The following is a 20,481-nucleotide window of genomic DNA, read 5'->3' on the forward strand; positions in this document are numbered from 1 at the left end:
CTATCCGGCACCCTGGGGTATCTTACTCTCTCCTTTCTCCTCCGGGGGAGAAGAAGTAAACAGTGGGAGCAACGCCTGCACTTGGAAAACATCCAGCAAACAGTCGAACAGTATGGAGATGATTTTCCGGCAAAGCCGGAGTTGGACACCTGCGAGCGCCGTTCCTTCATTGGAGCGGTTCGGGTCGTAGGCGATAGTCCACCAGGAACTGATGGACCGCTTGCCGGTCGCGTTCCGCGGGGAGAGGGGATTGCTGGTAGCTCCGATCCAGGAGTTCCTCTAGCTCGCGGAGTTGCTGGTCGTGGAAGGTCCAGTCGAGGGCCGGGGCCGTCCCCTTCTCTTGCTGTTTCTGGGCGATCAGTTCCAGCAGGAACGGGCGCTGATACTCCTCAGCCAATTGGGGCAGAGAGGCGACGACCTCGCCGGTGCGCAACAGATGGATGCCGCTGAGGAGCACGCGGTAGGCGTACAAGACCGTCTTGAGGATTTTCGGCTGTTGTTTGTTGAGGAGCTTGCGCTGGGTGGCGAAGAAGCCGCGGTAGTGATGGTAGTGGTGCCGCGTGATGCAGCGGCGAGCCAGGGGGCGCAGCTCGTGGAGAAAATCCGCGCCGACCACGATCAGCGGGGAGAAAATCTGCTCCATCACGTAGCCGTTGTTTTTCACGAGCAGGCGCAGGTATTTCCCCAGGTCATGGCTGACCAGTTCCACTTCCGTGCTCGCCAGGTCCAGCTTCCGCTCCACGGTCTGTTCCGGGAGGTCCAGCCCGACGACTTCGCGCAGAGGCAACAGATGCGCTCCCCGCAGGTCCACATCGCTATCGGGTGAGGGGAAGCCGTAGAGGTGAGCGCCGCTGACCGTAACGAACAGAGGGCGATAGTGCTGGGTTTCCACCAGACGCCGAAGGGCCTGGAGATCAAGATCAAGCATCAACCATCCTCCGCCGTGCCCAGATCAGGAATTGATCCACCTGTCGATAGTCGGGTTGCTCCGGAAGCCGGGTTTGTTGGTAGGCTTCCTGGAACTGCTGGTTCAGGGCTAGAGCTTTCTGGTGGACCTCTTCCCAGGTGAGCAGTCCCGCCTTGATCGCCAGCAATTCCTCGCGGTGTTCCGAAACGTCGACGCGAATCTGGCCAGAACGCAGAGCGTCGATGCCGGAGTAGAGCAAGCGAATCAGATGCATGGCGTGCTTGGATTTCCAGGTTCCTGTGCGTGCGTAAGCCTTGGCCATGAGACGGAACTGACTGAGGACATAGCCGGAGTAGGTCCGATACAGGTGGCGGGACAGGAAGGCCTCCCGGATCTCGCGCAGGCGTTGAGCCACGGGGTCGGCATACAACACGCGGGGGGTCCAGAGCGTCTCCAGCACGTTCGGGTTGGCCTTCAAGGCAAGTTTGAGAAACTTTTCCAGTTCCCAATAGACCTCATCCTGGGTTTCGCAGGCGTATTCCAGTTGTTCCGGGAGTTTCCAGAGCGACCAGTGCCAGCGGGCGGGAGGCAGGTAGATGCCGCGGAGGTCGGTGTCGGAATCCTCGGTGGCCAAACCGTAAGCATGGGAACCCACCTGGCAGCAGTAGATGATCCAGGGGCGCAGATTGGCATTGGGTCGGGCGAGCTGGTCCTCGACCTCCTTGCGGCGGATGGCCAGTTCCTGGAAGAAAGCTGACACCGTCGGACCATCCGCAAAGCGTATAGTGTAAGCGTGGCGGTTGTCCTTGGGGATGTCCACGATCACGGCCACACTGCCCGGCGGGCGCACCGTGCCATCCGCAAGGGCTTTGGACACCTTCAGGACTACCTGCGTCCCCGGCGGAATGAGAAAATCCGAACGGTGATGCTGGAATGGATACTCTTCGACGGCCATCGTGGGTTTCCCCGCCCGCTTCGGCATATTGTACGCCCTGCAGTAAAGAGCCACTGATGGGGCCGAGACTTGGTATCGGCCGTTTCCAACACGCGTCCCAGGAGCCTAGCGGGCTTGACCGAACGGATGCGGGGCGACGCTTAGATTCGAGGAGTGGTAGGCCAGGGGCGGCGGGGGGGTGGTGGGGGGCGGACGGCGCGGGGGACGGACGGCGTGGGGAGAGTGGGGGAAGAGGGGGAGGGGGGAGGGCGTAGCTCAGCGGACGAGGTTGGGCAGATACTTGACGGGCAGGGTGCCGTGGCTGAGGACTTCTTCGTGGAAGCGGCCCAGATCGAAGGCGTCGCCCCGGCGGCGCTGCACCTGCTGGCGAAGGCGGTAGAAGGCCATTCGGCCCACGAAATAGGTCGAAAGCTGGACGCTATTTTGCTTGGCGCGGAGGATTTTGCCGACGGCTTCCCCCTCCGTCTGGAAGCCCCGTTCCATGAGCAGGCGGCGGGCGGTCTCATCATCCCAGTTGCTGCAATGCATGTGGTAGTCGAGCAGGGCGTTGAGCACCGCTCGCAGGTAAAACTTCAACTGATGCAGGCGCAGGGCCAGATCACCTTGGCCGTAGCCTTGATCCAGCATCATCTGTTCGGTGTAGACGGCCCAGCCTTCGGCAAAGACCCCGGAGGCGAACACCTTGCGGATGAGGGAGGGATGGCGGTTGGCATAGGCCAGTTGGACGTAGTGGCCGGGATAGGCTTCGTGGATGGTGAGAATCTGGAGCATGTGGCGGTTGTATTCGCGGAGGAAGGCTTCGATGCGCGGGGCGGGCCAATCGGCGGGGGGTGGGGCCACGGCATACAAGCTGGCGGCTTTGGGGTCCAGCGGCGGAGCGGGATTGAGATAGGCGACGGAGTAACCCCGCTGGAAGGGGGGCATCTCCACGATCTGGCAGGTGTCAGGTTCCGGCAAGGTCAGGATGCGGTTGTCGCGGATGAAGCGGCGGATGTTCTCGACGGTCCGGCGGACTTCTTCGACCAGGTCCTCGGCTTTGGGATGGTCTTTGGCTAGCTCGTCGAGCACGCTGCGGATGGTGAAGCGGCGGCCTTCGGCATCGTCGGGCGGAAGCGGCTTACCGGGAAAGAGACGGGACCAGAGCTGGCGGGCGACGTACCACATTTCCAGCTCCACGCGGTCGGCTTCGGCTTCGGCCAGGCGAAGCACTTCGGCGGCGGTCAGGCCGGCGTCCAGTTCCAGGGCCAGCTTCTGGGCGAATTTTTCCGGTCCGAGCCGCCAGTCGCCTTGGGAGCGGGGGAGAAGCTCCTGTTCCAGCCAGCGGAGGTAATCCTGCAAGGCGGTGACCGCGGCCCGGCAAGGCGTGGCCAGCGGTTCGCTTCCAGGTCTTTCCCCGGCGAGGGTGTAGATGTCCTTTTCGTAGAAGGCGATGGCGCCCTTGGTCCGCTGGATGGCGACTTCCGTCAGCACCCGCGGGGGATTGTGCAGGCTGGCCTGAGCGGCGGCGATGATCCGGGGAAGGTAGGTGATCCGCCGGGCGGCATTCTGCACGTTGCGCTCCCGTGGCAAGGTCGATTGGGTGAACAGCGCGAAGACGCTATCGGTCAGGTACTCGCCGTAGACGCGGGGATCGTAGCGGAAGCGGTCATCGTGTTCGGCTTGCCAGAGGGCGTAGTCCAGCGCGTGTTTCCAGATGGCCAGATCGATCTGGGCCGAGGGGGAGAGGCGGCGGGGGTCGATGTCCCGTTCCAGCCGTTGCCGCCAGATGCGCCACTGTTCCACGTCTTTTTGCCGGGCCGCGGGGGACAGATCATCCAAGCGGTCGTCGTGCTCGTGGTTCCCCAGTTGCGTGGCCCAATAGGGGTGCCGCTGGCATTGCTCCTGGACGTATTGCTGGAACAATTCCGCCAGCCGCTGGTCCGCTGGCTGCTGTTCTGCTGGCTGTTGTCCGGTCTGCTGTGGCCCGCTGTGCTGTTGTCCGGTTTGTTGGGGTTCGGTCATGGACAGGTCTCCCCGAAGCCCGCCGGCGCTGGGTCCGGCCGCCAGTGCCAGGGCGATTCCCAGACTTGCTGCCCGAAGGAGCCAGCGGTAGGCGTGCGGCCAACGGCGGAAGGACGAAGCGCCCCCGGAGGAAGAATCGCGTTGGGCCTTCCGGCAGGGCGGGCCAGGTGGCAGGGGCATGACATTGTCCGCTTCCAGCTCCGGCGGCAGCGGGGTAGCCGGGGGAAGAGGACGGGACAGGGGGAGCGTCGAGGGTTTCATGAACGTGTCTCCGCAGAGGGTCGAGCGACGAGGCGGACCTTGGCGCTTTGGGTGGCGGCGTCGTTGCTGGCGAGGGTGAGGGGGCCGTCCGCGAGGCGCCCGGCGGGAAAGGCGGCCTGGCGCTGGGCCGTGTAGGCTTCCACGCGGCGGTGGGCCAAGAAATGATGACCCCGGCGGCGCTCCCGCTCCGCCCGCAAGGCGCCCAGATCAAGCGGCGCGACCACGATCTTGTCCCCCGGTCCGGGGTCCGCTTGCGCCAGGATGCGGCCGTCGTAATCGACGATCATGCTGCCCCCCGGCCAGGAGAACGGCGGATAATGGGAGAGGCTGGCCCCCTGATTGGCTGCCACCACGTAGGCCATGTTCTCCAACGCCCGGCAGCGATTGACCAGCGTCCACCAATCCATCGGCGGCGTAGCACCCCAGGGGTCCATGTAAGCCGACACGCGCAGCAGCACCTCCGCTCCCTGCACCGCCAGCTCGCGGATCGCTTCGGGAAACAGCCAGTCGTAGCAGATGGCGCAGCCGAGGACGCCGATTTCGGTGGCCGTGACGGGAAAAAGCGGCTCGGTATAGCCGGGCAGATCGTGCGGGCTGGCATGCACTTCCCAGGGCAGCCAGGGGTGGACCTTGCGGTATTTCGCCAGCAATCCCTCCGGTCCGATCAGACAGGTGGTGTTGAATACGCAATCCGGGTAGCGGGGGTCCGTTTCCAGGAAGGTGCCGGTTTGGATGTACACGCCATGCTGCCGGGCCTTGCGGAGGTAGCGGTCGGTCTGCTCGTTGGGCAGGGGGACGGCGAGGCGGTCGCGCAGCTCCTCCACCGTGGGATAGATTGGGGCGGCGTGCGCAAACTCCGGGAAGACCACCAGGCGGACATCGCCGAAGGGGGCATAGCCCAGCACCGCCTGATCGATCCGCTCCAGCAGCAAGCTGACCCGCTCCGGCAGAGCCTGGCGGTCGGCCGGATTGGGCAGGTCCGTCTGGATAGCCGCAGCCCAGTAGCGCATCGCAGATTCCCGATGGCCAGAATGTGCACTGTGCAGCGCCCCTACGCGCGGCTGAATGCCTCGGCGGGAGCGAGGAGGTTCCGATTGGCAGCGTGGCTTTTCACTTGGCGAAGCGGCGATGCCCCGGTTCGCAGCGTGGCTTTTCACTTGGCGAAGCGGTAGATGCCTCGGCCGTCGGGAGCCAGCACCAGCATGTAGAGTTCGCCTGTCGCATCCTCGCCGAAGGACAGGACCGGTTTTTTCGGGTCCGGTAAGGGGCGATTGGCCACGACCCGGCCGAGTTTGTCGTCGTATTTCAAGGCCCACACCCGCGAGGTCACATAGTCCGCATACAGGTAATACCCCTGCAACTCCGGCAGGCGGCTGCCCCGATAGACGGCTCCGCCGGTGATGGACTTGCCGAGGTCATGATGGTATTCCCAGATCGGGTCGATGTACTCCGGCTTGGGTCCGCTGCCTTTGGGTCCGAAGGGGTGCAGTCCTTCGCGGCGGTTCCAGCCGTAGTTGCCTCCTTTGACGATGAGGTTGATCTCTTCGTAGAGGTTCTGGCCGACATCGCCGCACCAGAGCTGGCCGGTCGGCTTGTCGAAGGCGATCCGCCAGGGATTGCGCAAGCCGTAGGCGTAGATTTCCGGGCGGGCATCGGTTCGAACCACGAAGGGGTTGTCCGGCGGAATGGCGTAGGGCCGACCTTGTTCGCGGCGGTTGACGTCGATCCGCAGGATTTTGCCGAAGAGCGTCTTGAGATTCTGGCCGTGATCGAAAGGATCGTTGGCGGAGCCGCCGTCCCCGTGCACGATGTACAGATAGCCGTCCGGGCCAAAGAGAATGGTCCCGCCGTCGTGGTTCCAGAAGGGACGCTGGCGGTATTCGAGGATCAGCTCTTCGGAGTTGGGATCGAAGCGGGCGGGGTCTTTGGCATCCCGGCGGAAGCGCACGACCCGGTTGCGCATCTCCTCACTGGGGCGGGTGCGCTTGGGGGTGTAAAAGACGTACAGTTCCCCAGTGCGGGCAAAGTCGGGGTGGAACGCCAGACCCAGCAAGCCTTCCTCGTTGGTCCGGTCGTCGTATTGCACGCGGTCCTGGATGTCGAGGACGATCTCCGTCTTGCTCGCTTTGGGATCATTCGGGAAGGCGTGGATCACGCCGTGCTGCGTGGCCAGATAGAGGCGGTTGGAGCCGTCCCCGGCGTGGGTCAAGGCGATCGGGCGGAGCGGATTGGGTTTGCCCTCCGCGGTTTCGGGGGACCAGCCGGTCAGTTGCAACTGGGGGAAGGCCAGTTCCACGCGCAGGGCCAAGGGGGTTTCATCGACCGGCTCGTTGGGCACCTGGGCGGGGACCGCCACCACGGTACCGGCGGTCATATCCGGCACCAGGATCGCCTTGCGCTGTGGATCGTAACAGATGTCTGCCGCTGCCTTGAACTTGTCGCTGAGCAAAACCGGTTTGGCTCCCGGACGGGGAATGACATACACCTGCCCCTTGGACCAACTGGAGAGGAACAGCCGGCCATGCATGTCCCAGGCTAGGCCGTCCGCCCCCTCGATGCCGCTGGCGATCTTCTCGGCGCTGCCGTCGGCCAGTTTGACGCGGAACAGGTCCCCCGTATGGAAATCGGCGACGAGCAGGAAGGAAGTGCCGTCATTGAGCAGGCCGTTGGGCGTCTTCAGGGCCGCAAACTTTTTCGTGGAAATGACTGTGGAGACGGCGCCGGTTTTCGGATGAATGCGGTACACGGCCCCGCCGCCGCCCATGAGGTCCCCGGAGTCGCTGACGTAGATCACGCCGGTCTCGGCATCGACAGCCACGTCGTTGAGGAACTGGGGCTTTTCCGGGAACTTGTCCGCCGCCACAAAGACTTCCGCCTGGGGAGTCCGAGCGTTGGCATTGATCCGCAGCAGGCGTGTCTTATCCGTGACGTAGAGCCAGTTCTGGAAGGCGGCGATGCCCTTGGGATCGTTCAAGCCGCCGACAAAAGTGCGGACCTTGCCGTTGTCCAGCACCAGGACGGCGCCGTCGCCGTCCTTATCAAACTCGCCGATCACTGTGATGAACACGCGATGGCCTGGCCCGATGCAGACGGACTCCGGATTGATCAAGCCGCTCGCCAGGGTTTTCTCCTGGGCGGCCAGCGGGGAAGTCGTTCCGGCCAGCAGCACCACCGTCAGAATCAGCGTTGGCATCCCGGAGCGCATCGCTTCCGTGAAACGTCGGCGCGGCATTCTGTTCCTCCCTGCGGAAAAAACATGATGTTGGGGCAGTTCCTGGTAGAGAAACTGCGTGGTGTTGATAGTGTCTGAAGCGTGGAGCGGCGGGGCAAGGGCCGTCGGAAAAACTGGGGCAAATCACGGGATTGTGCCGATAGTAACGGCGAGGTGCTCGCCAACGAGGAAAGGGCGGCGGTATGCTGACCGGCCGGAAGATGCGGCGCTGCGGATGGTTCTGCCTGCCTGTGGTGGGGCTAGCTGGCTGCGTCGGAGACCTTCATCCTCATCACGGACCGGCGTTCCTGGAACGGCGCTCCCCGCCGCCGCTTGCCCGGATGGCATCGGTTCCGCCACGGCAAGCCGCCTCCCCTTTTCCCAAGGAACCGGAACCCCCTCCTTTGGCCGAGCTGCCCTTGCAACCGACGGCCGACCGGGAAACGGCTTCCTCGCTTTCCCAGGCCGATGCACTTTCCGCCGCCGAGACCCCGCTGGGAAAAACGGAGGGAAGCAGCGGAGCGGAACGGGCTGACGCTGCGCGGCCAGAAGCCGGTGGGCCTCCCCGGTCCGCTTCAGATGGGCCTCCCCGGTCCGCTTCAGATTCCGGAGCGAGTTTGCCACCGCCCGCCGTTCCGCTTCCCGAGGCTGCTCCGCTGCCGGCCGCACCCTTGACCCTGGATCAGATTATCCACGCGACCCTTTGGGCGGACCCGTTTCTGCGGGCTGGTTTTGAGAGCATACCCCAGGCACAAGCCGACGCCTTGACCGCCTCCTTGCTGCCCAATCCCCAGTTGATCATCAGCCAAACGCTCCTGCCCTTGACCCGCCCTTTCACTCCGGACAAGGAAGGGGGGCCGCCGCAGTTGGATGTGGGCATCCGCTACCCGATCGACTGGTTCCTCTTCGGCAAGCGGGTGGCAGCATTGCAGAGTGCCGCCTTGGGCGTGCGCGTGGCGGAGGCGGAGTTTGCCAACGTTGTCCGGCAGCGGGTCCTGGAAGCGGCCCTGCGCTACTACGATCTGCTGGAAGCGAAGGCGTTGGTGGAGTTGGCGGCCCAGGATGTGGAAAACCTGCGGCGGATCGAGGAGATCACGGCCAAAGCGGTGGCTGGCGGCGGACGCCCGCGGGTGGAATTGCAGCGGGTCCAACTCGACCGTTTGCGCGCCGAACAAGGACTGCGCGAGGCAGAAAAGAATCGCGTAGCCGCCGCGGCCCGCTTGCGCGCGGTCTTGGGACAAAGCGCAGCCGACCCCGCTTTCGATGTCGCCGGCGATATTCGGGAGGTGTCCATTCCGGTGCTGCCCTCCGCTGAAGAAGCCTATGCCCTGGCGGTGGAAGAACGCCCGGACCTGGCGGCCCTGCGCCTGCGCGTGCAGCAAGCCGAGGCGAACCAGCTCGTCGAACAGCGCAAAGCCTGGCCGGATGTTACCCCCTTCCTCGGTTACACCCGCCAGTTCCAGCGCCGGGCAATGGCCATGCCGGATGCCAGCTCCTTCGGCTTCGGCCTGGAAGCCTCTTTGCCCGTCTTCGACCGCAATCAGGGGAATCGCCTGAAGGCCCAGTCTGTGACAGCACAGAGTCAGTATCAATTGCAGGCAGCGTTGGCGGGGCTGCGGGCGGAGGTGGAACAGGCGGCCCAGGAAGTGCGCACCGCCGCGGCCAATGCCCGCACTGTGGCGGAGGAACAGTTGAAACTCGCCGCCGAGGTCCGCGATAGCATCGCCAGGGCCTACGAGGCCGGGGGCCGGCCCCTCCTGGATGTCCTGGATGCCCAGCGGAACTACCGGGAAACTTACCGCCTTTACATCACCAGCCGGGCAGCCTTGGCTCGTGCCATCGCCCAATTCAATGCCGCGGTCAACCGCCGTCTCCTGCCCTAGCTTCGTCTGGCTTTGGGCGAGCAGGACAAAGAGCGCGCACTGGCCCTGCCTGGGACAACCGGCTTCGGCAAGCCCTTGTCTCGATGTGGCAAGCTACTGGCCCCTGGCCGGGAAGCGGACGGCTCGTGTTGGCCGAACGTCCAGCCGCCGGGCATAGTTCCAGGGCCGCATTCCGTGGTCGTGGGACAGGGGCGCGTCAGCGGCGCGGTTCGGAATCAGGCATCAAGGCCGGGCAGCTTCCAAAGCGTTCCGCACAGGACCCTGGATGGGGCTGAGCAGGTTGTTGAGTTCCCGGTAGGACAGTCGGGTGCTCTGCTCGCGGCTGCTTGCCTGGCGGAAGTCATCGGCGGCGCGGTCCCGCTGGCCGAGCATCCAGTGGGCGGCGCCGAGGTAGTACCACGCGACGGGATCGCTGGGGTCGTGGAGCAGCGCCTGTTCCGCGGCTTGGGCGGCCTGGGGGAAGCGTCCCTGGCGGTAGGCCTGGATGGCCTGGTGGAGGTGGGAGCGGGCCAGTTGCGGGTTTGTGGGTTGCTCCTGGGGCGGCCGGCGCAGGGGCGCGAGAGGATCGTGGACAGCGAGGCGGGCTTGCTCAGCCAGGGCGACCCAGGAACGCTGGGCTTGGCGGGCCGGTTCATAGGCGGGGCTTTGCCGGGCCTGGTCCAGGTGCGCCAGGGCTTCCGCCGGCTGTTGGGCCAGGACGGCGGCCAGTGCCAGCAGCACGTGGGCCTGCGCCGCTTCCTCCGAGGCGGGATCGGCCCGTTGGAGCACTTTGCGGGCGGCTTGTTGGGCGGCGGGAACGTCGGCGGGCCGGCGGGCTTCCGCCAGCAGTTGCAGCCAGAGCTGGAGCAGCTCGGCGTCGCTCGGAGTCTGGGCCAGCTTCTGCCGCAGGTTCTCCTGCTGCTGTTGGGCCTGACGCAGCTCCGCTTGTAGTTCCTGCTCCCGCTTCTGGGCGGCGGCTTGCAACTGCTCCCGCAGCCGTTTCTGCTCCGCGGCCGCTTGCTCCTGCAAACTCCGGCGTTCTTTGGCAAAGGCGTCCGCCTGCTGTTGCACCTGCTGTTGCAAGCGCTGGAGGGCAGCCGTCAGGGTGCGCTTGTCCTCTTGCAGTTGCCGCAGTTGCTGCACGTCCGGCTTGCTGTTAAGCAGGGCGATGGCACGGCGCTGGGCTTCCAGCAGAGCGGCGGGATCGTACTGATCCGCCAGGAGGCGGGCCGCTTGCAGCTCCTTGGCCAACGCGAGCAGTTGCTGCTGGAACTGCTGCGCCTGCTTTTCCAGATTCTGCCGTTGTGTGAGGCTGGCTTGCAGTTCCTTGTCCAGCTTTTGCATCTGTTGGCGGACCTGAGCCAGGTCAGCCTCCAGCTTCTTGCGCTGGTCCCCGGCGTTGCGCAGTTCCTTTTCGACTTCCTCTCGCCGGGCGAGGGCCGTACGCAGGTCGTCCTGCACTTTGGTGAGGTTCTTTTCCAGTTGTTGCCGCTCGGTTTCCAATTGCTTGCGGGTCTCGGCGGCGGCTTGCAAAGTTCGCTCCACCTGCTGGAGCCGGCTTTGGACCTGCTGGAGTTGCTGGGCGGTCTGTTGCGCTTGCTGGGCGAGGCGCTGGTTTTCATCATCCTTGAGGCGGGCGGCCTCCTGGGTTTGGTTCAGTTGCTGCTGGGCCTGTTCGAGTTGTTGCCGGGCTTGGGTCAATTCTGTGGACAGAGCAGTGAGGCGTTGTTCGGCTTCGCGGTTGCGGCTTTCCAGAGCGGCGGTCGGGCCGATGGCGCCCGTGAAGTAAAGGGCAGCTCCCACTCCGACAGGCAGGGCCAAACCGAGCAGGGTCCCTCCGACCCAAGCTCCGAAGCGGCTGGCGGCGGGAGCAGGGGCCGCTCGGCGGCGCAGGTCCTCGGCTTCCGGCGGCGGAGCAGCCAGACTGGACGGGATCGGGGCCGCTGCTGGGACCGAGGCGGCCTGAGCTTCGGCGGCGATCTCCTGCGGTGTAGGACGCGACAGAATCGCCGAACTGCTCGGCTTGATCACCGCGGAGCGCGGACCGGAGGGAACCGCCGGCTCACCGCTGAAGAGATCGGAAGACGGGGTGGCCACCGGCGCTTCCTCGACGCTCCATTCGATGATGCCGCTGTCGGTCGGCTGGACCGTGGGTTTGGGGCTGGGGTGAGCTGGGGGAGCCGCCGTCCCGCCGAGCAGCTCCGTGCCTGCTTGGAAATCGAAGTCCGCGTCGAAGATGCTGGAGGGATCGCGCGGCGGAGGCGGAACCGCCGAGAGGATATGCTCCTGCGGGTCCTCGACGTACATTTCCGGGATGGTCGCTTCCGAGGGGGGCTGACGGCGGACCGGGGATGGCAGAATGTCCGAGGACGCGGCCTTTTCCGCCTCCTCCAGTTCCTTGGGGACCGGGCCAAGGTCCACGTCGATGTCGAAGCCGGACTCCGTGGACGAACCGGGGCGCAGGGTCCGTCCCACACCGGGGTTGGGAATGTGGACGGCGGAGGAATGGTGGCCCGGTTGCATCAGGTCCGCCAAAATGTTGGAGGCTTCCGGCATGGGGAGCGGGGCGGCACCGTAATCCGGGGCATCCGACGGCGGCTGAAGCTGACCGCTGGAAATGTCCTCAGCCAGTGGCGGAGCGGAAGCGGAACCCGACGGCGGCCGGCGCATTCCCCCCAGGAAGGACAACGCGCTGTCCTCTCCTTCCGACCAGGCCGGACGCGCACTGTGGATGTTCGAGCTTTCCGTGCCCGGAGGGGTCAGGAACGGCCCGAAGAGATTGGAGCTTTCCGCAGCCGGTCCCGGCGGCGGGGCCGAAGCATGGATATCCGAGCTGACTTCCCCACCCGATGGAGCTGCGGCTAAAGAGGCCGCCGAGGCTGTTTCTTCGTTCCCTGCCAACGGGGGAACAGTTGGGGCAGCGGGAAGCGGTGCCTCGGTTCCTTCCGGCGGTTGGCTCGCCGCAGGGAGATCGACAGCGGGTGGAGCCACGGCCTGCGGATCGACAGGGCCTTCTGCCCCCAGCTCCACGTCCTCAGCCAGCGGAACTTCTTCGGCTTCCGGCAGCTCACTTCCTGCGGACGAAGAAGCATCGCGGGACGAAGCCGCAGACGATGGAGGCGAACCGACGAAGCTTTCCGCTCCAGCCGTCCAGGCACTGGTTGGACGAATTGGATGAGCCGAGGCGGAAGTTACACTCCCTGGCCCAGGAGGCGGGGCATCCAGGGGGATAGCGGCCTCATCTTCCCAAGCGGAGGCGGCCGGAGGGGATGGCTCCGCGGCCTGATCAGCCGGTGGGCCTGCCGTCGCCGCGAAAAGATCGGCTAGCTCCGGGGGCAATTCGCCGGGCGAAGCCGCCGGGAGGAACTCCGGCCCCGTTCCCGCCGTTGGCTCTGGCTCAGGCTGTCTTTCCGCTTGTCTTTCCGAAGGGGGAACATCGGATGGCTGATTCATGATCGCTCCACTCCCTGCCCTGACTGATATGGGATAATGGTCCGGCTTGGTTCCGCTGCGGAACCGCGGCCTGGCGGAGCTTCCCTGCTTCTGAATCCCGTTCCCGGCCGTCATCCTTCAAGGCGTGCGCCAAGGGGATTGACTCCATTGTCTGTGCGTGGCTGAGGCGATGCAATGGTTTTTTACCACATTTTCCCCCTCCTTGGTGCTCCTCGTCGGGGAATCGGAAGAATTGGGACGCGGACTTGTTGGCGGAGGTGAAATTTTGCCGCTTCACTCGCAAAAGCAGGAGGCCGCCGGGGCTGCGGTTTCCCCCTTGCCTGGAAAGCGGGCAGGGATGCCAACAAGCGCGACAGAAGGAGGAAGACCAACCTTGCCGGTGACTGAAGACGGGGATCGGGATGAGGGACGGCAATCCCGCGTTGGCTCGAAGGGGAGAAGGTGGAGGGGAAAGTTGGCTCCGAGGCGGCACAGGGTTTGCTCCGATCTTCGGCACGGGCAGGGAAAGCCGCGAGGACCTGGGAGATGTCAGCGGCTGACCCCTCCTGGCGTGGGGAACGGGGTAGTTGGCCCGCTGGCGGTGAGGATTCGATCGTGCAACCGCTTTTCGATGCAGTCTGTGGTGAGGTCGTGCGGAGCGATGACGAAGTGGTGGAGCTGTCGCTTTTGCTGCCGCGCTGGCAAATCCTGGCTCTGGAAGAGGCCGCCCACCGCTGGGGTATGACCACGGGCCAATTCATCCGCAAGCTGCTGGCTGAAGTGCTGGCCGCTCCCCCCGCCCTGCCGCCGGATTGGCAGTGAGACCCTCCTGACACGGGGCCGATCCGATCCCCCGGCGCAAGCCGTTCAGAGGGTTTTCAAGTACTCGATCAAGTCCCAGCGTTGGGATTCGGTCAAAGAGTCGCCGTAGGTATGGCCGGCGTTGCTCCGCCCCGGCTGGGTGGTGTCGTAGATTTTGCGGCGCTCGATGGGGGGCAAGTTGGGATCAGGGGGTTGGGTCAGTTCGGTGAATTTCCAGCCGACGCGGAGGGTGTCGTAATCCTCGACCTCGGTGCGGAAGGAGCGGGTAAAGCGGCGGGGGCGCGCGCTGGATTTGAGCACGTGATAGAGCGTCGGGACGCTGCCGTTGTGGAAATACGGTGCGGTGGCCCAGATGCCGTCGAGCGGCGGGGCCTGGTAGCCGTCGGTCCAACGCAGGCGCTTGCCCCGGAAGAACCAGCCATCCGCTTCTTGCCCGAACCAGGAGCGGGAGTAAGCCTCGCCGTAAGCGATGCTGACCGCGGCATGACGCTGGGGATCGGTGCCGATCTCCTCCAGGGGAATGATTTTGTTCGGGTAGGTCCCGTTCGGGCCGTAGGTGCCGTGGCAGCGGGCACAGTGCTGGCGGAAGATGGCTTCTCCCCGGCGGGCCTTGGCCGAGTCGATGGGGAAGGGGTACTTGGGCGGCTCCAGGCTCAGCAGGTACTGCTGAATGTCGCGGAAGGCCGGTTCCGCCCGGTGGAAATCCGCGGGAGCGGTCAAGGGGTGCATCATGAATTGCATGAGGGTGCGCACGCTGCGGCTGTCCATGCCGCCGGTGTAGTAAAGCGTTTGCTTCTTTTTCATCAGCCACCAGGCGGGAACGTCGGCGCAACTGTCGTCGCGCAGGCCGAGGTTTTGCCACTGGCTGCGGAGTGTCAGGTCAGGCTGGCGCCAGCCGAGCAGATAGACGCCGAAGGCATCCGCCTCATTCGTGCCGCGGACATTGCAGAAGGTGAAGGGCAGCTTGACAGGGCGGCCGTCGGCCCGGAACAACTCCTCGAAAAGCGCCTGAATGTCCAGGGTGTGATTCCCCAATCCGATATAGCTTTGGCCGAAGAGGGAGCTGCCGTGGCAGAGCATGCAGTCGATGGCGATAGCGGGACGGAGGAGAATCTGGCCGCGGCGCAGACCCATCGGCAGGCCGTCGTTTGGGTAGGGGGCCGGGTGCAGGCCGTAGCGCTGCCGGAAGGCGGCGGCATAATCGGCGGGTTTTTCCGGCACGCCCCATTGCTGCCAGGCCCGCTCCACGGAGTGCACGCTCCAGAAACCCGGAACGAAAGCCGTGCGCGTCAACGCCTGGTAGCCCCGCTCCACGGCGGCCTGGCTCTCGGCTCGCCGGTCGGCGCTGCGCGAATCCTCCCCCGCCACACCGGGCACGGCCAGCCACCACAGTCCAGCGCCCAGCAGCAACACGCCGCTGCCTCCGATTAGGCTCCCAAGCCGTGGCACTCCTCGCACTCTCATATGGCCCTCCCTCGGAGGCGGGAATGCAGGGGAATCTCCCCGTCTCCCGCGCGAAAATCCTGCTCGGTATCTGCCGATTCCCCCTCTTCGGTCCGTGCTCCTTGATCCCTTTTCCCTTCCCCATGGGGAACCGCCCCATTCATCATAATCCCCGCCGAGGGAGTTCTGGCAATCCTCTTTCGCTGTCCTGGCCGCCGCGGCTGGGAATGAAATCACCAGGGCATCAGCAGAGCGGTGCAAGGGAAAGGACGGAGGCATCTGAAAGGTCGAAAGCCCAAGCGGGAAGAAGCGGAAAGGGAGAAAGCGGGGTTCAAGATGAGGAGCCAAGCAGGAAGGGCCAGACGAAGGAGCAAGCGGAGTGGGGGAGGTAGTGGGAGAGACACTCCGGCGTCACTCCGGCAGGACGAAGGGGCTGAGGCGTCCGAAGCGATCGAGCACGGCCACGGCGGGGGCGGCCTCGCCTTCCAGGGGCAGATGGAGGGGCTGCTGCGGCTCGGAGGGGGGCGGGAGCAGGCGCGTGGTCCAGCCGCGGGCGGTGCGGTGGCGCAGGACCAGGAAACGGGTGTCGCGCGGGGGGTCGATGCGGAGCACGGGAGGCTGCTGCTGGCGGAGAAGCTGGCAGCGGGGGGGAGGAAGCTGAGTCAGTCCCAGGGGCAGGGGCGGAGCGCTCCAGTCGATGGCGGGCACCAGGGCCGCCTCGGCGTAGAGGCGGTGCAGGTGGTCGGCCAGCCGGTCCGGGTTGTCCCGCAGCGCCTTGATGCTGAAGTGGATGGCCCCGCTGGCTCCCCGCTGCTGGCGGATCAACGCGATCTGTTCGGCGATTTCCTGAGCGGGCCAGCCCTTGGGTCCGTTCTCGCTTGGGCGTTCCCGCACGCGGCTGGTGTACAGTCCCGGCCAGAGATGGCGGCGCTGGGTGTTCTGCTCGGCCCACCAGGCTAACAGTTTGGGAAAACTCTGCCGCGGCTGCGCGATCGGCCAGTAGAGCTGCGGGGCGAGATAGTCGCACCAGCCTTCCTGGAACCAGAGGCGGGCGTCGGCATACAGCTCGGCAAACGCATCCAGCCCCGTGATGCCCGGCGGGTGATTGGGCCGCCAGATGCCAAAGGGGCTGATCCCGACTTTGACCCACGGCTTGAGGGCTTTGACTTCCCGGTAGAGGTCCCGGACAAAGGCGTTGATGGCGGCCCGCCGCCAGTCGTCCCGCCCCAGTGTTCCCCCCGCTTGGCGGTACTTTTGCCAGGTATCCTCGTCGGGAAAGAGCAGGAGTTGGCCGTCCGGGCCGCGCTCGCGGTAGGGGTAAAAGTAATCGTCAATGTGGACGCCGTCGATGTCGTAGCGCCGCACCACATCCCGAATGACGGCCAACGTGTGCGCTGCCACCTCCGGATGCGTCGGGTTCATCCACTGATGGGTCCCGTAAGTTTTGATCCACTCCGGCCGGCGGCGGATGAGATGCTTGTCGCTGATGGGAGAGCGGGAGGACGGGTGGCGGGCGCGATAGGGATTGAACCAGGCGTGCAATTCCAGCCCGCGGGCATGAGCGGCCGTGATGGCGAAAGCCAGGGGATCGTAACCGGGGGATTGGCCCATGCGCCCCGTGAGGAATTCGCTCCAGGGTTCGAGAGCGGATTCATACAGGGCATCGGCCATGGGGCGCACCTGGAAGATGACGGCGTTGAGGCGCAGCTCGGCGGCACGGTCCAGCAGAGCGAGCAGCTCTTGCTTCTGTTGCTCGGCGGTCAGGCCGGGCCGGCTCGGCCAGTCGATGTTGGCCACCGTGGCGATCCACACGCCGCGGAACTCCCGCGGCGGCGGAGGCACTTCCGCGGCGTCCGCAGCGGCAGCCATCGGCTCCGACGCCGAGGTTCCCCTTCCTGCGGGGAGGCGAGCTATCTCGGAACCGATCGTGGCAGCAGCGGTTCCCAGACAGGCGCTCAGCCAACCAGCGGCCAGGAGACTTGCGGCCAGTGGGAGGAAGGCCAGGGGTAAGCGGGATGGCAGGCGGCGGCGAGGAGCGGGGGCGGGCATGGGTGCTCCGAAAGCGTGGTGGAGGGAGGGCAGGTTCGAGTCGGTCCGTTTCCGCTGGGACCGGTCGATTCCGCTAGGACAGACCCGTTCCGCGGGGGCCAGCGCTGATATTTGATGTTAGGAAAGGGGTGGGGCGTTGGACACGGAAATGGCCAGGCGGTAGGCGCGACGCAAGGCGCCCAGGGCCGGCTCCGAGACGCGGGTGAGAGGATGGGCCTGGTAGCCGCGTTCTGCCAGGGCATGGAGGAAGCGATCGCGGTAGAGGCGGGAACCGAGGAATAAACCGCCGGCCAGGGCCAGCGGCACCGTAGAGGGCAAAGCGACGCGTGCCGCAGCAGTGGCAGCGATGGCGGCTAGCTCGGCGGCTCCCTCCTGGACCAGGCGATCCGCGACAGCATCGCGGCTGGCACAGTCCAGCACCACGGGCGCCAGGGCGGCCAGAGCGGCTCGATCCGCCCGGCCATAGACATATTCGATCAGTTCCTCTGGCTGGGTCAGGCCGCAGGCGGCCAGGAGGCGCTCCGTGAGCAAGGTGGCCGGGGCGCGGCCATCCGCCGCACGCAGCACGGCGCGCAGGGCAGCCTGGACCAGAGCGTAGCCGCTCCCTTCGTCTCCCAGCAGCCAGCCCCACCCGCCGGCGCGCGCGGTCTCCCCGGCCGCATTCTGAGCGAAGGCCATCGAACCGGTCCCCGCGATCACTGCCAGTCCCCAGCCTTCGGGCGTTCCGGCAGCCAGAGGGAGCACAGCATCCTCGACGACTTCCACCGCGGAAGTGCCCAAGCGCTGCTCCGCCCATTCCCGCACCAGGCGTTGTTCCGCACTCCGGCCCGCGCCGGCCAAGCCGAAACAGGCTGCCCGTACTGTCATCCCGGAGACACCGGCAGCAGCCAACGCCTCGCGCAGGGCCAGGTCCAGGGCCGCCAGTGCCGCCGAGACTCCCGCCGCGCGCAGATTGCTGGAACCGGCGGTGCCTCGCCCCAGAACTTCCCACCCGTTCCCCGCGGTTGGGAGCCGGGCGAGCAGGGCCGTGGTCTGGGTCCCGCCGCCATCGACGCCTAAGATCCACGGGCCGCCCTCGTGAACCGCACGACTCCGCGGCAGGCCGCTCAAAGCGGCGCGCACCCGCCCGCGTGCCTGACGCAGCCGTTCCCGCGCCGTCTCCACATCGAAGCCGCCCAGGTGCGCCACCAGGGCCGTCTTGACCTCCCCGCCGCAACGCTCCAGCAGCTCCGCCGCTGCCTCCCGGCTCAGACCCGTCACCTCCCGCACGATCCGATTGGCCCGCCAGCGCAGCTTCTCATTCGTCGCTTTCAGGTCCACCATGAGATGCCCGTAGGTCTTGCCCAGGCGGACCATCGCCCCGGTGGAAAGCATGTTCAAAACCAGCTTGGTCGCCGTGCCTGCCTTCAGACGGGTGGAACCACTGAGCACTTCGGGACCCACGACGGGGATGATGGCCAGGTCCACCAGCGGGATGAGTTCAGCGTCGCTATTGCAGGCCAGGCCGATGGTGAAGGCGCCGCAGCGCCGGGCATAATGCAGACCGCCGAGAACATACGGCGTGCGCCCGCTGGTGGCGATCCCCACCACCACGTCCTGCGCGCTCAGGTGCAAGCGCTGCAAATCCTGCTCTGCCGCTTCCGGATGGTCCTCCGCCCCTTCCACTGCACGGGTCAACGCCTCGACACCTCCCGCGATGACGCCGACGACCATCTCCGGCGGGGTCTGAAATGTCGGCGGCATCTCCGTGGCGTCCAGCACGCCCAAACGGCCCGAAGTTCCCGCGCCCAGGTAAATCAATCGGCCGCCCCGTTCCAGCCGCTCGGCGATCACGGCAATCCCCTGGGCGATGGCCGGAGCTTGCGTGGCCACCGCTGGCGCGACGCGCGCATCCTCGGCGTTCATCAGCCGCACGATTTCCAACGGCGTCATCTCATCGAGGTGGGCCGAGGCGGCCAGGCGGCCTTCCGTTTGCAGATGATCCATAGCTCACGTTCCTGAATCCGTCCGACTCTGGTAGGGACTTCAGTGCCGCGGCGCCGGCCGAGGGTTTCCCCAGCGGTCAGCCAGCAAAGCCACAGCGACGGTGGTGAGCGTGCCCAGGGGCGCCCACCAGGGCCAGGCGAGCGTGGTGGACCACCAGGTGGCAGCGACGACGGCCAAGCCCGCCAGCAAGCCTAGGAGGGCCGCGGAAGCACGGGGCACGCGGCGGCGGCAGCCGAGTAGAAATAAACCCAGGATGCCGCCGGTGGTCCAGCCCGTGATGCTCAGAGCGGCATCGACCACGCTGCGTTCCAGATAGTGCGCCGCGCCGATCGCTACGGCCGCCTGGCACACTCCGCACGCGACGGTGGCCCGCCGCCCGATCCGCACTTGCTCCTCTTCGCTCAGATGGCCGAACCAGCCGCGGTAGAAGTCCCGGACCACCACCCCCGCCGAGCTGTTCAGCGAGGAGGACAGGGTGGACATGGCGGCGGCCAGCACCGCAGCCACCAGCAAACCCACGACCCCCACCGGCAGACCGTGCACAATATAGTATCCGAACACCGCATCTGCCCGTTCGGCCACCGCCGCCGGCACTTCCCAGCGGCCCTGCTGCTGGACCACCGCCAGGCTGACCCCGATGAGTAGAAACAACCCGAACTGCACCGCCACGACCAGTCCGCTGCCGATCAACGCCCAGCGCGCCGCCCGCACCGAACCGGCGCAGAGCAGACGTTGCACCGTCAGTTGGTCCGCCCCGTGGGTACCCATCGTCAGAAATGCGCCGCCGAGGATGCCCGCCCACAGGGTGTACGGCTCCCGCCAGTCCCAGCGAACGTCCCACAGTTGCAGCTTGCCCGCGCTGGCTGCCGTCGCAGACCAGCCCCCCAGGCCGCCTTCCGCCTCCGCCAGCAATAGACCCAATGCCAGCACCGCTCCCCCGATGTAAATGCACCACTGAAGGACGTCCGTCCACACCACGGCTCGCATGCCTCCCAGGCCGGTGTACAGCAGCGTGGCCACGCTCAGGACCAGAATCGACGGTACCAGCTCCCACCCCGCCAAATGTTGCAGCAGCAGGGCCGTCAGGAACAGCCGCAGTCCATCGGCCAAAGTCCGCGTCACCAGGAATAGGCCCGCCGCGCCCCGCTGTACGGCGGGACCGAAACGGGTCTGGAGCACCTCGTAGGCCGAGATGAACTGGCCGGTGAAATACAGCGGCACCAGCAGCCAGGCCACCACCATCCGCCCCAGGATCAGCCCCAAGGCCAATTGCAGGAAAGTCAGGTTTCCTCCGGCACGATAGGCCAGGCCGGGCACGCTCAGAAAGGTCACCGTGCTGGTTTCCGTCGCCACGATGGAAATCAAAAGCAACACGGCCGGAAAGCGCCGGCCCCCCAAAAAGTATTGCTGGCTACTCTGCTGCCGACGCCCAAAAGACAGGCCGACTCCCAAAGTCGCCGCGGCGTAGGCCACCACCACCGCCCCATCCCACCACGACAATGTGCTCATGATCCCTTCCGCGGCTCCGCTCGCTCAGTTGGCCAGCAACTTC

At 65.9% G+C, this 20,481-nt stretch carries 13 protein-coding genes; 3 read left to right on the forward strand and 10 right to left on the reverse strand.

What is annotated here, in order from left to right; all coding sequences use genetic code 11:
* Nucleotides 1-166 precede the first annotated feature (166 nt).
* The 5 genes from H0921_RS12345 to H0921_RS12365 all read right to left on the reverse strand — a co-directional run bounded on the left by H0921_RS12345 (nucleotide 167) and on the right by H0921_RS12365 (nucleotide 7,356).
* Nucleotides 167-928 carry a nucleotidyltransferase domain-containing protein gene (locus tag H0921_RS12345; protein WP_194538531.1) on the reverse strand — a complete coding sequence of 254 codons (762 nt, stop codon included), beginning with the start codon at nucleotides 926-928 and terminating at the stop codon, nucleotides 167-169.
* Complete coding sequence (locus tag H0921_RS12350) at nucleotides 921-1,889, reverse strand: nucleotidyltransferase domain-containing protein (RefSeq protein WP_228499557.1); 969 nt, start codon at nucleotides 1,887-1,889, stop codon at nucleotides 921-923. The genes H0921_RS12345 and H0921_RS12350 overlap by 8 nt, the downstream gene beginning before the upstream one ends.
* Before the next feature lie 228 nt (nucleotides 1,890-2,117).
* A complete protein-coding gene (locus H0921_RS12355) occupies nucleotides 2,118-4,124 on the reverse strand; it encodes a DUF885 domain-containing protein (protein ID WP_228499561.1) in 2,007 nt (668 codons plus the stop codon).
* A complete protein-coding gene (locus H0921_RS12360) occupies nucleotides 4,121-5,134 on the reverse strand; it encodes a nitrilase-related carbon-nitrogen hydrolase (RefSeq protein ID WP_194538534.1) in 1,014 nt (337 codons plus the stop codon). The genes H0921_RS12355 and H0921_RS12360 overlap by 4 nt, the downstream gene beginning before the upstream one ends.
* Before the next feature lie 143 nt (nucleotides 5,135-5,277).
* Entirely contained in the window at nucleotides 5,278-7,356 is a 2,079-nt protein-coding gene (locus tag H0921_RS12365; RefSeq protein ID WP_228499564.1) for a PQQ-dependent sugar dehydrogenase, read from the reverse strand.
* Between the two features lie 182 nt (nucleotides 7,357-7,538).
* On the opposite strand from H0921_RS12365, the gene H0921_RS12370 reads away from it, so the two are divergent.
* Nucleotides 7,539-9,218, forward strand: coding sequence for a TolC family protein (locus tag H0921_RS12370; RefSeq protein WP_194538536.1), 1,680 nt, complete (start codon nucleotides 7,539-7,541; stop codon nucleotides 9,216-9,218).
* A 222-nt stretch (nucleotides 9,219-9,440) separates the two neighbouring features.
* Here H0921_RS12370 and H0921_RS12375 read toward each other — a convergent pair whose 3' ends face one another.
* The gene (locus H0921_RS12375; protein WP_194538538.1) at nucleotides 9,441-12,650 is read right to left on the reverse strand and encodes a tetratricopeptide repeat protein; all 3,210 of its coding nucleotides are present in this window, start codon (nucleotides 12,648-12,650) and stop codon (nucleotides 9,441-9,443) included.
* 401 nt (nucleotides 12,651-13,051) lie between these two features.
* Here H0921_RS12375 and H0921_RS12380 point away from each other — a divergent pair, with 401 nt between their 5' ends.
* Nucleotides 13,052-13,189 carry a hypothetical protein gene (locus H0921_RS12380; protein WP_194538540.1) on the forward strand — a complete coding sequence of 46 codons (138 nt, stop codon included), beginning with the start codon at nucleotides 13,052-13,054 and terminating at the stop codon, nucleotides 13,187-13,189.
* Nucleotides 13,176-13,451 (forward strand): hypothetical protein, encoded by a 276-nt coding sequence (locus H0921_RS12385; protein WP_194538542.1) that lies wholly within the window; start codon nucleotides 13,176-13,178, stop codon nucleotides 13,449-13,451. Before H0921_RS12380 ends, H0921_RS12385 begins: the two co-directional genes overlap by 14 nt.
* 45 nt (nucleotides 13,452-13,496) lie before the next feature.
* Here the strand turns inward: H0921_RS12385 and H0921_RS12390 are convergent, their stop codons facing one another.
* The 4 genes from H0921_RS12390 to H0921_RS12405 all read right to left on the reverse strand — a co-directional run bounded on the left by H0921_RS12390 (nucleotide 13,497) and on the right by H0921_RS12405 (nucleotide 20,438).
* Nucleotides 13,497-14,915, reverse strand: a complete 1,419-nt coding sequence (locus tag H0921_RS12390; protein WP_194538544.1) for a c-type cytochrome — start codon at nucleotides 14,913-14,915, stop codon at nucleotides 13,497-13,499.
* A 390-nt stretch (nucleotides 14,916-15,305) separates the two neighbouring features.
* A complete protein-coding gene (locus H0921_RS12395) occupies nucleotides 15,306-16,943 on the reverse strand; it encodes a glycoside hydrolase family 10 protein (RefSeq protein WP_228499567.1) in 1,638 nt (545 codons plus the stop codon).
* Between the two features lie 117 nt (nucleotides 16,944-17,060).
* Nucleotides 17,061-18,929: an N-acetylmuramic acid 6-phosphate etherase gene (gene murQ / locus H0921_RS12400; protein WP_194538552.1), complete on the reverse strand. Its 1,869-nt coding sequence runs from the start codon at nucleotides 18,927-18,929 to the stop codon at nucleotides 17,061-17,063.
* 39 nt (nucleotides 18,930-18,968) lie between these two features.
* Nucleotides 18,969-20,438, reverse strand: coding sequence for a sodium:solute symporter family transporter (locus tag H0921_RS12405; RefSeq protein ID WP_194538554.1), 1,470 nt, complete (start codon nucleotides 20,436-20,438; stop codon nucleotides 18,969-18,971).
* Nucleotides 20,439-20,481: the final 43 nt, after the last annotated feature.

Origin of the sequence: Thermogemmata fonticola (genome assembly GCF_013694095.1) — a bacterium.
In the GTDB taxonomy this organism is placed as follows: domain Bacteria; phylum Planctomycetota; class Planctomycetia; order Gemmatales; family Gemmataceae; genus Thermogemmata; species Thermogemmata fonticola.